This window comes from Lactobacillus sp. B4015 (assembly GCF_026536055.1).
Lineage (GTDB): Bacteria > Bacillota > Bacilli > Lactobacillales > Lactobacillaceae > Lactobacillus > Lactobacillus panisapium.
Genome location: NZ_JAFNOY010000011.1, coordinates 1 through 13,223, shown reverse-complemented (window position 1 = coordinate 13,223; position 13,223 = coordinate 1). Strand labels below are relative to the sequence as shown.

At 37.6% G+C, this 13,223-nt stretch carries 9 protein-coding genes and 1 pseudogene; all 10 read left to right on the top strand.

The genetic code is table 11. The annotated features are described in order from the left end of the window. Position 1: 1 nt before the first annotated feature. Positions 2–1,351, top strand: coding sequence for a DnaD domain protein (locus tag J3U71_RS10110; protein WP_267394094.1), 1,350 nt, complete (start codon positions 2–4; stop codon positions 1,349–1,351). An 8-nt stretch (positions 1,352–1,359) separates the two neighbouring features. Continuing rightward, the gene (gene dnaI / locus J3U71_RS10105) at positions 1,360–2,253 is read left to right on the top strand and encodes a primosomal protein DnaI (RefSeq protein ID WP_267394092.1); all 894 of its coding nucleotides are present in this window, start codon (positions 1,360–1,362) and stop codon (positions 2,251–2,253) included. Between the two features lie 252 nt (positions 2,254–2,505). Next, a pseudogene (locus tag J3U71_RS10100) lies at positions 2,506–3,773 on the top strand (ISL3 family transposase). Positions 3,774–4,028: 255 nt separating this feature from the next. After that, a complete protein-coding gene (locus J3U71_RS10095) occupies positions 4,029–5,912 on the top strand; it encodes an ATP-binding cassette domain-containing protein (RefSeq protein WP_267394091.1) in 1,884 nt (627 codons plus the stop codon). After that, the gene (locus J3U71_RS10090; RefSeq protein ID WP_267394090.1) at positions 5,899–7,716 is read left to right on the top strand and encodes an ABC transporter ATP-binding protein; all 1,818 of its coding nucleotides are present in this window, start codon (positions 5,899–5,901) and stop codon (positions 7,714–7,716) included. Before J3U71_RS10095 ends, J3U71_RS10090 begins: the two co-directional genes overlap by 14 nt. A 317-nt stretch (positions 7,717–8,033) precedes the next feature. Continuing rightward, on the top strand, positions 8,034–9,965 hold the full coding sequence (gene thrS, locus J3U71_RS10085; protein ID WP_267394089.1) for a threonine--tRNA ligase: 1,932 nt from the start codon (positions 8,034–8,036) through the stop codon (positions 9,963–9,965). Positions 9,966–10,180: 215 nt separating this feature from the next. Beyond that, positions 10,181–10,918: an amino acid ABC transporter ATP-binding protein gene (locus tag J3U71_RS10080; RefSeq protein ID WP_270262716.1), complete on the top strand. Its 738-nt coding sequence runs from the start codon at positions 10,181–10,183 to the stop codon at positions 10,916–10,918. Positions 10,919–10,921: 3 nt separating this feature from the next. Then, on the top strand, positions 10,922–11,749 hold the full coding sequence (locus J3U71_RS10075; protein WP_267394088.1) for a transporter substrate-binding domain-containing protein: 828 nt from the start codon (positions 10,922–10,924) through the stop codon (positions 11,747–11,749). Then, positions 11,746–12,384 carry an amino acid ABC transporter permease gene (locus J3U71_RS10070; RefSeq protein WP_103751876.1) on the top strand — a complete coding sequence of 213 codons (639 nt, stop codon included), beginning with the start codon at positions 11,746–11,748 and terminating at the stop codon, positions 12,382–12,384. Before J3U71_RS10075 ends, J3U71_RS10070 begins: the two co-directional genes overlap by 4 nt. A 17-nt stretch (positions 12,385–12,401) precedes the next feature. Beyond that, on the top strand, positions 12,402–13,058 hold the full coding sequence (locus J3U71_RS10065) for an amino acid ABC transporter permease (RefSeq protein WP_103751875.1): 657 nt from the start codon (positions 12,402–12,404) through the stop codon (positions 13,056–13,058). Positions 13,059–13,223: the final 165 nt, after the last annotated feature.

Sequence of the window (13,223 nt, the reverse complement as noted above, 5' to 3'; positions counted from 1 at the left end):
AATGTTTGAGACCCCTAATCCCAAACAACCATTTTTTATTGCTAACCGAGTTGATATTTTCCCAGAAGATGTGCGAGTTCTGGTTAAACTTTATCAGCCGCTGATTGGTTCACTAGCATTTTCCTTATATTTTAGTTTAAATGCGGATTTTAATGCGCATGCAATGCTATCGGACTCAACGGGTATTTATGCTCTGCAAGAACAGCTTGACTGTGATGTTAAGCACTTATTTTCTGCTTTACATAAACTCGAGGGCGTTGGCCTAGTTCAGACGCGTTTACTTAATAATGAAATCATGGGACAAGTACTGATTTTTCGCTTAACCTGCATCCCTAGCAGCAGTGAATTTTTTTCAACGCCTCTTTTAGCAAGCTTACTTAAAGAAAAAGTTGGTATTTCTGCCTTTCAAAAATTAAGTAAAGATTTTGCTCGTGAAAGTAAGTCTAAGCAGAACCAAGTTAATGGTATGCAGAATGCTGATGATATCTCTGCTTCGTTTATGGAAGTTTTTCGTTTGCCTGAGCAAGAAGCAATTGAGCCTTCAGTTGATGTCAAATATGCCGCAAAAGAAAATAAAACAGACAATAATATCAAAGCTACTATTAATGAGCATGATACGGTTGACTGGAATTTCATGAAACAGCAATTTGAAATTTACCAGATTCCAAGAACGGAGATTGACCGTAATCGGGAAGCAATCCGCTCTGTAATGCGCACTTACGGGTTAACAGAACAAGAATTTGTCGATGAGGCCCTGACAAGTATTCACGGTGATTATCACTTGGATATAGTGCAAATTAAACAAGCGATTGCTAGTGGCATTCACGGCTCTCATACTAGGGCTCGAATTAAGCAAGAGACTAAGAAATATAATGATGATCAACCGATAAATGCTAAATTGAGTAAAAATGAGCAGCAAGTATTGCAGCTAGCTAAAAGTAAATCACCAGCTCAATTTTTGTACCGGTTGAAGACTGATCGGCATGATTATGTTGATGCCAGTGAATATAAAGTACTTGATAGTTTATATAATGAAAAGGGAATCCCAGCTGATTTGCTTAATATCTTAACTTATGCCTGCTTAAAAAGTGCACCGAATATTTCATACCGCTTGGCTAATCGGATTTTACATGATTGGCTTCAACATGGTGTTAAAGATGGGGCCCAAGCAATTGAATATATGCAAAAAAGGGAGCAAAATAAGGTTAAGTACCCCCGTTATGTGCAAAATAAACGCGTTGAAAAAGGTACCGATTGGAGTAAGAAAAAATCTAGTGTTAAGTCTGATGTTTCTTCAGCTGACTTAAAAGACTTTTTCAAAAAATTTGAAGATCAAAATGGCATGAAGTAGGTGAAAAAATGAAGTCAATCAATAATTTTTTAGACAAGAAAAAAGCCGACCATCTTGATGTAGCTAAGATTCGGGCCGAGATTCTATCCGAGCCAAAAATTAAACAGTTTATTAGTGAAAATCAAGATAAAATAACCTCTGAAATGATTGATAAAAGCATGTCTGCTTTATTCGAATTTTACCTAGATCAGCAGAATAAAAAAGATCCGGTGACCAAGGGTTATCGGCCTAAATTAATCTTGAATACAAATGCAATTGATATCATTTATGCTCCTGAAAATAGCAAGTTGGAACATGATCGTGAACTTGCAGCTAAAAAGCACTTGCGTCTAATTAATTTGCCTAGCAGCTTGCATGATGTTCGTTTAAGTCAGGTGGAAATAACACCGCAGCGTCAGCAAGCAATGGCTGAGATCGGGCAATTTTTGGCGGCTTATTCGCAGAATGCGTATCAAAAAGGCCTGTATTTATCAGGTAACTTTGGTGTCGGTAAAACATTTATCCTGGCTGGTTTAGCTAATTCTTTAGCGATGATGAACAAGTACGTCATCTTTATCCATGTACCTAATTTTATTGCCAGCTTATCCAGTCACTTTAATGATAATAGTCTAATGACTGAAATTAACCGGATTGCAAACTGTGATGTACTAATTATGGATGATATTGGCGCTGAAAATTTGAGCCAGTGGTCACGCGATGAAGTTTTGGCTGTTATTTTGCAATCAAGAATGGATAATCAACTACCGACATTTTTCTCTTCCAACTTTTCAATGGATGATTTGGAAGAGCACTTTAAGGAAACCAAAAATGCTATTGATCCAATTAAGGCTGCCAGATTGATGGAACGTGTACGTACTTTGGCTAAAGAAGTCATTGTTTCTGGACCAAACAGGCGCCGTTAAGAACATTGTAAAATGCTTATTTGCAAATTAAGCATTAAAAGTAAAAAAATAACCGACTAGTTCAATGTTAGTTGAGCTGGTCGGTTATTTTGTTTTAAAGGCTTTATACTAAATCCTGTTGATAGATTATCTTAGTTTAGTTTCTATGGTATTCTATTGGCAGGATTTTTTTGCACACAAAAAAGAGGCCCTAAGTCCTCTGTCCATATAATCCTTTGAAACCACTCTTCAGATCTATTTAGGAGTTTTCTTATGACCTCTCTATCTAATTGTATTAAACTTTTGCTCAATATTAAAGACCCTAATCTTGAATTTCTTGCTTTTAAGTCTGAAACGATTGATTCAGTAGTAACTACTGTCGCCTGCTGCAACCTTAAACTGCCGACTTGTCCTGATTGTCATTCGGCTCATATCTGGCGTAATGGCTACGCTCCGGTCAAAGTCAGATACTTGAGCAGCGATGCCAGTCGGCCACTTATACTTAAATTAGCCAAGCAGCATATCTGTCGCGACTGCGGACAAAGCGACATGGCCAAAACCAGCCTTGTTGATAAGTAATTACCAACCACGTTAAACGCAAGATTCTGTCTAGCTTGCGTGACGACTGGACCATGACCTCCATTACCGCTTTTACTAATGTTTCCGTTAATACCATCCAACGAGTTCTTGAGCAATACAGCAGTCCTTTTCATGACGACGATAACTGGCTGCCCGAGCATCTAGCCTTCGATGAATTCTGCGGTGTTGGACGTAAGTTGCACTTTATTGCCCTAGATGCAAGCACTCACCAAATAGTTAAGATTCTGCCAACACGCTATAAACAAACCATCATGACCTACTTCAAACATTATCCGGAACTTGTCCGCCGCCAGGTTAAAACGGTCTCCATGGACCTTAACTACTTTTATGCCGCTATGGTCAAGGAGCTTTTTCCTAACGCGCAAGTGGTCCTAGATCGTTTTCACATTGTTCAGATGCTCAACCGTTCCTTTAATGCCTGCCGGATTCAGGTGATGAAACAGTATCCCAAGTCCAGCCGCAGCTACCGCTTACTTAAATATTCTTGGAAGCTCTACCTTAAGCCTTTTGACCAGTTAGAAAGAAAGCATCCCGGCTACAATTGGCACCTCAAGGATCGGTTGACGCAAGCCCAGGTTGTAGCAGACGGGTTAGCGCTTGACCCAATCCTGGAGAATACTTACAACTTCATGCAGGATCTGCGCCAGGCTCTTAAAGAAAAAGATGTTAAGCAAATAAGGACCTGTCTCAAGCGTTCAGATAAATTGGGCTGGCAAATGGAAATCACGCGTAAAACTTTCAAACGCTGCTTGCCTGATCTGCTTAATGCAGCTACGTACAGTCAGTCCAACGGTTGTCTGGAAGGAACCAACCGCAAAATTAAGCAGATTGAACACACAGCCTATGGCTATCGCAATTTTAATCATTTAGTTGCTCGGATTATACTAGAAGAGCCCAAAACTAAGATTAAGAAAAGAGCATCAAGCTACTTAGTAGCCTGATACTCTTTCAAAACATTATAAAACTCTATCAACAGGATTTGACAAAGAGCCCTTTTAAAAATGGTAGTTGCTAAGTGAAAAGTTGTTTAAAAATCATTCCTAATATCAAACTGGTATATAGATTTTCATCTTAATTTGTTTGCTAACTTAGTTGCACGACTCTAATAAAATGACTATAATATAATAAAATAATAAATAAATTATTAAAATAAGATAAACTTTGTGGTTATCAAAAATCTTTTAGCAGAATTAAATATGAGGCATCAACGATTTGTCATCAATATTGTTAACTTACTTGCCGGACAAAGTGAGGTATCCGAAATGAAGCTTGCCCAAATAAAAGATAATTTTTTATGGCTAAAAAATTTGACTAAAACCCAGAAAAAATCAATGACTGTTAACTCTTTTTTGTCAGTCGCTTTTGGCATTATTCAGCAGTTTTTAACTACTGCTTTTCCTTCAATTGTTATGGCCTTGCTTTTACAAAAGGACTCAGTTACTGCTGGACTAATTATAATAATTATACTTAGTGTTATCACTGGAATGATTAACTGGGCCCAAGGCTTATTAAAAACGAAAAATTTCTGGGATGGCGTTAATACCCGGATGAATCTGGTCGCTGAAGAGGGACGGGGCTTTATTCATTTGCCCTACTTTAAAGTGATTAACGCTGAAACAGGCCGTGCGCGTCAAGAAAGCGCAGCTTATGGCTATGACAATGATGACAGTGGGGTTGGCATGTTTACGCCTAGTTTAAACGGTTTTTTGGAAAATGCGCTATCATTGATTTTAGTGTGTATTTTGACATTTTTGATTGCGTGGTGGTGCCCTCTTTTGGTACTGATAACAGTCTGCCTATCTCTAGAAATAATTCCTCACTATACTGAAAAGAGAAAAAAGTTGCAAGCCAACTTATCACAGACGTATTTGGAAGCAAATTATATCTATCGAAAATCATTTGACATAGCTGCTGGCCAGGAAATTAGAATTTACCAGATGTCAAATTTGTTAAAAAAAAAAGTTGAAAATTATCGAGAGAAAGTAGCGAATCTGAAGAAAAAAATTGCGCGAAATAATTTTAACTTGAAGATAATACTGCTTTTATTAAACTTTGTTTGCAGTGTACCGATCTATATTCTTTTAATAGCTAAAACTCTTAATGGAAAAATTAACCTTGTTTTATTTTCTTTTTTGTTTTCCTTTTTGGGAATGCTTAACGATTTCATTAAGCAAACAAGTGATAGTCTGTCACTACTTTTGAATGCGGACAGCGATATTACTAAAAGCCGCACCTATCTTGATCCGATATTGACAAATTTGTCAAATACTCCTGTTAAAAAGCAGCCAAATATTAAGATGAATGGGAAAAACTTTTCTTTGGAACTGAAAAATGTAGCAGTCAGATACCCCAATTCGAATGACTATGTTTTAAAGAACATTAATCTCAAAATAAAAGCCGGCACTCACTTGGCTTTAGTTGGACTTAATGGTGCGGGAAAAACCACGCTGACTTTGGTAATTCTTGGTTTAATCAAACCGGTCAGCGGTCAGATATTATTAAATGGTCACGATATATCTGAGCTTGATTTAACAGATTATCAAAAGTTGGTTACACCAGCTTTTCAAGAAAATATTTTGCTTGCGGCCACCCTTGAAAACAATATTACGATCAAGCAAAATAACAAACCTAAATTGTTAGAAAAAACAATTGTTAGAGCGGATTTACCGAAAGTAATTGCCAAATTTCCCCAAGGCTTGCAAACTGAATTGACGCGTTATCTAGACGATGAAGGAATCACGCCATCTGGAGGAGAAACTCAGAAAATCATTTTGGCGCGGGCGCTTTATCGCAATACCATACTGACTATCCTTGATGAGCCAACAGCTGCATTGGATGCCTTGGCGGAAAGCAAGCTTTACCAGAAAATACACGAGCTTTTTAAGAATAAAGCGAGCATTTTTGTTTCGCACCGTCTTGCTTCTACTAAGTTTGCCACCCAAATTATTTTGATGAATAAAGGAAAAATCATCGCTCGGGGTACTCATGATGAATTAATGTCTGCTTCTCCCGATTACCGTGAACTGTTTAATTTACAGAAAAAGTATTACCAAAAGGAGGTTAAAAATGAAAAGAAATAACCACACCTTTGAAATACTGCGTACAGTTAATCAATTATATCCACATATTATTCTTTACCAAGTTGTGACAGCCCTATTAAATGTTTTAAATCAAATACTGGTAATTAGTTTTTTAGGTATCATTATTAACTTATTAAGTAAAACCCGAGCAAATACATTAAATAAATTATTTTTATTCACAATAATTTTTTTACTGTTACTATTTATAATAAAAATTCTTCAAGCTTTGATAGAACAGCAAGCTGAAAAAGGTAGGCAAATGTTAAACGTAAATGCCTATGCTGATATGACGGAAAAATTAACGGAGGTTAGTTACAGTACTTTTATCAGTGCCAAATTTCGCAAGTTATATAGCGCGACCAAAAACGGTCTGGATTTCACTGGTGGTTTTGAAATATTTGTTTCAAGACTAGTAAATAGCGTGGCTCAGTTAGTTCTGACCCTAGTTATTGCTGGTGGCTTATTAGTCAATGCTTTAATCATTGTTCCTAACTACTCTATTTATTTTGTCTCCAATTTTGTCATTTGCGTTTTAATCATAATTCCAATAATGGCTGCTATTTTTTGTTCCAAACAGAGCAATAAAGTAATGCTTAAGTTCTTTGATTTTAATATTCAATTCAATCGTGCACTCGACTATTTTTCCAACATTCTGTTTGGAAATGTTAATTACGCCAAGCTGTTGCGGATATATGATCCAGATGATTTAGTCGCAAAACAAGCTGCTGCTGACATCAATCAGCAAGTGAATGAAGATACGAAATATCAATTAAAGGCCGATGGCATTGGCAATTTAAGTGATATTATTACCAGTATAGTAATCGGTTTAATGTACTGCATCTTGTCAGTTCGCGTTTTAAGGGGCAAGCTGTTGTTGGGCACGATGATTGCTTGTGTCGGTTATTTGGAGGTAATCATCAATAATCTGAGCAGCATGTTATATGCCTGGAATAGCCGCAATGCTTCACTGGCAACTGTTCAGCAGTACATTACTTTGATGCAAACAGAAGATGAGACTGGTTTAAACAGTGAAAAAACAGATAAGATTGAAAAATTAACGTTTGAATTTAAACACGTTTATTTTAAATATCCTGAAGACCAAGAAGACATTTTAAAAGACCTTAATTTCAAAATTACTATGGGTGAAAAAATTGCGATTGTTGGTCCTAACGGCAGTGGCAAGACGACAATGATCAAGCTGCTTTTACGCCTTTATGAGCCCAGCAAGGGGCAAATTTTATTAAATGGGCAAGACATTAGGCAGCTAGATCTGACTGGTTATCAGCGGATTTTTGGTACGGTCTTTCAAGACTTCACGCTTTTTGCATGGTCAATCAAGGATAATATTTTAATGGGTGCGCCTTTTGATCAAGCGAAAATGAGGCGAATACTTAGTCAAGTTGAACTGTTTCACCGAATTAACCAACTTCCGCAAGGACTTGAAACGAATATTTCGCAGGAATTGGATGAAGACGGGGTGGAGTTTTCCGGCGGCGAGCGCCAGAAAATTGCCATTGCTCGGGCGCTGTATCGTGATTCGCCAGCGGTGGTTTTAGATGAACCGACTGCCGCACTTGACCCGGTTGCTGAAGCCAATATTTTTAGCAAGTTTAACGAACTAACGGCTGGTAAAACGGCAATCTTTATATCACACCGAATGAGTTCGACACAGTTTAGTGATTGTATTTTAGTTTTAAAAGACGGAAAAATTATTGAACGTGGCACGCATGATGAGTTGATGAGTCAGAAAGGCCTATATCAGCAGTTGTATTATGAACAAGCAAAATATTTTCAAGCTGACTGATTCAAGTTCCATAACCTTTTTCCCAGAATTTTTTAAAAATTTCTTGCATTTACAAGTTAAGCATGTATAATAAAATGCAATGAATGAACATGATAGGACTCAATTCAGAGAGTGGAACAGTATTCTGAAAGTTGCACAAATGAGTTTTACCCCAATCATTCAAACTTAAAAAGTAATTAAAATGGGTGAATTCCACTATCAATTCATATTAAGAGGGTTAGTCTGACTAACTGAATTTTGGGTGGAACCACGTTAAATGCGTCCCAGTGCAATTAAGTGCACTGGGACTTTTTTTGTTTTTAATTTTGGAGGTATATATGGGTTTTTCAATTACTTTGCCAGATGGATCAAAGCGTGAATTTGACCAGGCAATTACAATCGGTGAATTGGCACACGGCATTTCAACTTCACTTGGTAAGGCGGCATTAGCCGGGAAAGTTGATGGCAGGCTGCAACCGGTTGACTTTGAACTTAACCAAGATGCCCAAGTGGCAATTATTACTGATAAAGATGAAGAAGGTTTAGGTGTTTTGCGTGCAACAGTAGCATTTGTATTTGAAGCTGTTGCTAAAAAGGCATATCCTGAACTTCATTTTGGGGAACATGCAGCTGATGATGATGGCTTTTTCGTTGATACTGACAAGGAAAACCAAATTAAAATCAGTGAACTGCCGCAACTAGAAAATGCTGTCAAAAAGGCGGTTAAAGCTGGTGAAAAAATTGAATCAGTAATTTTACCAAAAGCAGAATTAGCTGATAGATATCAGGATGATCCGTTTAAATTAGAATTATTAAAAGAAGAAAATGAAGAAGTCCACGCATACAAGCTAGGTGACTTTGTGGATTTTGGTTTTGAAGCACTTTTGCCAAATACAGGTAAAATTAAGCAGTTTAAGTTACTATCTGTTGCCGGCGCATACTGGCAAGGTCAATCTTCTAACCCAATGCTTCAACGAATCTCCGGAACTGCCTTCTTTAAAAAAGCAGATCTTGACGCTGACATTAAGCGCCGTGAAGAGATCAAAGAGCGTGATCACCGAACAATTGGCCGTGATTTAGACTTATTCTTTGTTGATCCTAAGGTTGGTGCTGGTCTTCCTTACTGGATGCCAAAGGGAGCAACAATTCGTCGCGTTGTTGAACGCTATATTATCGATAAGGAAGTCGCTGATGGTTACCAACATGTTTATACGCCAGTCTTAATGAACGTTGATGCGTATAAGACTTCGGGCCACTGGGCACATTACCGTGATGATATGTTTCCACCTATGGACATGGGCGACGGTGAAATGCTTGAACTTCGGCCAATGAACTGCCCATCACATATTCAAATTTACAAGCATCATATTCGTTCATACCGTGAATTACCAATTAGAATTGCTGAATTGGGAATGATGCATCGTTACGAAAAGTCCGGTGCTTTATCAGGTTTGCAACGTGTTCGGGAAATGACTTTAAATGATGGTCATACATTTGTAACTCTTGATCAAGTTCAAGAAGAGTTTTCGAAGATCTTGAAATTGATCATGGAAGTATACAAGGACTTTGATATCACTGATTACTACTTTAGACTTTCATATCGTGACCCAAAGAACACCGAGAAGTACTTTGCTAATGATGAAATGTGGGAAAGAAGTCAATCAATGCTGAAAAAGGCAATGGATGATATGGGTCTTGACTACGTTGAAGCAGAAGGCGAAGCTGCCTTTTACGGACCTAAGCTTGACATTCAAACTAAGACTGCCTTGGGTGCAGACGAAACGATGTCAACTATTCAATTAGACTTTATGTTGCCAGAACGCTTCAACCTATCTTATGTGGGTCAAGATGGTGAAGAACACCGTCCAGTCATGATTCACCGCGGAATCGTTGGTACGATGGAACGGTTCATTGCTTATCTGATTGAAATTTATAAGGGTGCTTTTCCAACTTGGCTTGCACCAGTTCAAGTGGAAGTAATTCCAGTCAATCTCGATGCTCATTCAGAGTATGCTAAGAAGGTTCGCGATGAGCTCAACAAGCAAGGTTTCAGGGCTGAAGCTGATCTGCGCAATGAAAAATTGGGCTATAAGATTCGTGAATCGCAAACCCAAAAAGTACCATATACCTTAGTTTTGGGTGACAAGGAAATGGAAGCAAATAATGTCAACGTTCGTCGCTATGGTACCGAAGAAGAAGTAGCTAAGAGCTTTGACGAATTCTTAACCGAAATTAAACAAGATGTTAAGTCATATTCAAGAAATGACTAAAATAGCAAATTTAAATTTTAATTACTTATTTAAGAGGCCAACAATTGTAGAATAGCAACTTGAACATTAATGATAAAATCTGCTGGAACTTTGCAGGTCGGGTAACAAAATGTAGTGTTGACGGGATGCACTTTTGATTTTTCAATCAATTGTTAAGAAAAGCATGATGTGTTTTAGTTGGTTAATGATCGGCATAACACAAAGGAGCACTAAAAATGTCAATGATAGAATTTCACGACGTGCAAAAATATTACGGAAAATTTCACGCTTTACACGATATTAATTTGGAGATAGATAAGGGTGAAACAGTAGTTTTAATCGGTCCTTCTGGCTCGGGTAAAAGTACACTAATTCGTACAGTCAATCGTTTGGAATCAATTCAGGGCGGCAAGTTAATAGTTAATAATCAAGATTTATCAAATCCTAAGACCGATTCGAACCGATTGCGTCAAGATGTAGGAATGGTATTTCAACACTTCAACCTTTATAAAAATAAAAATGTGTTAGAAAATATTATGCTTGCACCGCGTATAGTTAGCCATATGCCGGAAGAAGAAAATAAAAAGCAGGCGATGGATTTACTTAAAATGGTTGGCCTAGAAGATAAGGCGCAAAATATGCCTGCTCAAATATCTGGTGGTCAAAAGCAAAGAGTTGCGATTGCACGCTCTTTAGCCATGCGGCCTAAATTACTTTTATTTGATGAACCTACTTCAGCTCTTGACCCAGAAATGATTGACGATGTTTTACAGGTAATTAAAAAGGTAACTTCAGCAAGTGATATGACATCGCTGATTGTGACCCACGAAATGGGTTTTGCCAAGGAAGTTGCTAACCGAGTTATCTTTATGGACCAGGGTCATATCGTAGAAGATGATGAAAGTCAGGCTTTCTTCAAACAACCTAAGACAGAACGAGCTCGGCAATTTCTGAGCAAAATTATTTCGCACTAGGAGGTGGCCAGCATGAAAAAACTACTGTGGCCCCTAGTCATAATTTTCAGTGCGTTCATGCTGACTGGTTGTGGTAAGAAAGTGACTGATCAGTCAGCTTTAAAAAACGTTCGTTCCACCAATACAATAACTTGGGCTGTTGAAGGTGATAAAAGATTATTTAGTTTAATTGATATTAGAGATGACCAAGAAAAAGGCTTTGATATTGATATGGCAAAGGCAATAACCAAAGAAATTTTAGGCCCTAAGGGTCAAGCAAAATTTACTTTGGCAACTTCACAATCAAGAATTCCTTTGCTCAAAAACGGCAATGTTGATGCGGTGATTGCGACACTAACAATTACCCCAGAACGGGCTAAAGTGATTAGTTTTTCTAAATCTTATTTTCAGGCAGGTAAGTCTTTACTAGTCCCTAAAGATTCAAAAATTAGAAAAGCAAGCGATTTAAATGGTAAAACGGTTATCGGAATCGTGGGCGACAATTCTGTTGAGGTAATCAAAAAAGTGGCGCCTAAGGCCAAAGTGGTGGCCATGCAAGACTATGGTCAAGCAGTTTCCGCTTTGAAATCACACCAAGGTGATGCCTTAACAAGTGATAATGGCGTTTTATATGGTTTAGCCGCTCAAAGCCCAGACAGTTTAGAAGTTCGCGGCGGTACTTTTACCAAGGAGCCGTATGGTATTGCAGTTAATAAAAATCAGGAACCATTTCATAAAGCAATTAATCGTGCGATTGACCATATTTACAGTAGTGGTGAATATAACCGATTAATCAAGAAGTGGTTTGGTCAAGTACCAGGTTTTAACTATAAGGAGATGTATTACAAATGATTAATATTTTCAGTCACTTTGGTAATCAGCTTTTTGATGGTTTTGGCTGGACGCTACTGGCCAGTTTATTAACACTGATTTTTAGCTTAATCTTTGGCGTGTTAATAGCATTATTAGAAGTTATTCCGAATAAGTTTGCTAATAAAATAGGTAAGACGTATGTCGAAATTTTTCGAAATATTCCCTTACTAATTATCGTAATGTTCTTTTACTTGATTGTTCCCAAGTACTTTGTGCAAATGGACGGCTTTACTGCTGGAACTATTGGCTTATTCCTTTATACAGCGGCTTTTATTGCTGAAATCATTCGCTCAGGTATTCAATCTGTGTCAAGTGGACAGATGGAGGGAGCTCGTTCAACTGGAATGACGTATAAGCAGGCAATGCAGTATATTGTTTTGCCACAAGCGATAAAAATTGTGATTCCACCTTTAGGCAATCAATTTGTCAATCTGATCAAAGATTCTTCAATACTGGCATTTGTGGCAGGATTTGACTTAATGTACCAGGCAAATGCAATTGCGTCTGTTACTTTTGATACAATCAACAGTTACTTGGTAATTGGTGTCTTATACTTGCTCATCACCATGCCACTGAGCTACTACATGCAATATTTAGAAAAGAAGTTAGCTTAAGGGAGGCGACTAAAAAGATGCAAACATGGATTGAAGCTTTATCTTGGCTAAACTTTGGTTTTCTACTAAAAGGTTTAGCCGTGACATTATTTATTTCAGTAATTGCGATTGTGCTAAGCTTTGTTTTAGGCTCAATTTTAGGTATAATCCGTTACTCTAAAATAAAGTTTATTTCAGCGATTATTGGTTTTGTGGTTGATTTAGTTCGTAACTTACCCTTATTGTTGATTATTTTCTTTACTTACTTTGGTCTTCCCAATATCGGTTTAAGACCGGGTGCAATTCTTTCAGCAGTAATTGCAATGACAATCTTTGAATCAAGCATGCTAGCGGAAATTGTTCGCTCCGGGATTCAATCAGTCGCGGTTGGTCAAATAGAAGGTGCTCGTTCAACCGGGATGTCGTTCGTTCAGGCTCTGTGGCATGTGGTTTTGCCGCAAGCATACCGGCACATGATTCCAACTATCATTGGCCAGTTCGTTTCTTTAATTAAAGATACATCATTAGCCACGATTATCGTGGTTCCAGAGTTAATGCAGCATGCACAAGTAATTTATGGCCAAAATGCTAATTACATTGTGCCAATGTTTGCAGCATTAACACTGCTATATTTTATAATCTGTTTTACGTTGTCGATGGCAGGTAGTTATTTGCACCGCCACATGGCAAACTAAATTAGTTTAGGTAGTCAAATAACATTTAAATATTTTGGTAAAAACAAGTTAGTATGAAAAAGTCGTTTTTCTAAAAATGGTATGAACCCCGAAGTTAGGACAACTTCGAGGTTTTTATTATGGCTAAATTATCCAAACAAGATAAAATTGAAATCTTCAATCTTT

Bases quoted from the DNA above. Each gene is read 5' to 3' on its own strand.
- J3U71_RS10110 (WP_267394094.1), top strand. From the start codon at position 2: ATGTTTGAGACCCCTAATCCCAAACAACCATTTTTTATTGCTAACCGA.
- J3U71_RS10090 (WP_267394090.1), top strand. From the start codon at position 5,899: ATGAAAAGAAATAACCACACCTTTGAAATACTGCGTACAGTTAATCAA.
- J3U71_RS10080 (WP_270262716.1), top strand. From the start codon at position 10,181: ATGTCAATGATAGAATTTCACGACGTGCAAAAATATTACGGAAAATTT.
- J3U71_RS10065 (WP_103751875.1), top strand. From the start codon at position 12,402: ATGCAAACATGGATTGAAGCTTTATCTTGGCTAAACTTTGGTTTTCTA.
- J3U71_RS10070 (WP_103751876.1), top strand. From the start codon at position 11,746: ATGATTAATATTTTCAGTCACTTTGGTAATCAGCTTTTTGATGGTTTT.
- thrS (WP_267394089.1), top strand. From the start codon at position 8,034: ATGGGTTTTTCAATTACTTTGCCAGATGGATCAAAGCGTGAATTTGAC.
- dnaI (WP_267394092.1), top strand. From the start codon at position 1,360: ATGAAGTCAATCAATAATTTTTTAGACAAGAAAAAAGCCGACCATCTT.
- J3U71_RS10095 (WP_267394091.1), top strand. From the start codon at position 4,029: ATGAGGCATCAACGATTTGTCATCAATATTGTTAACTTACTTGCCGGA.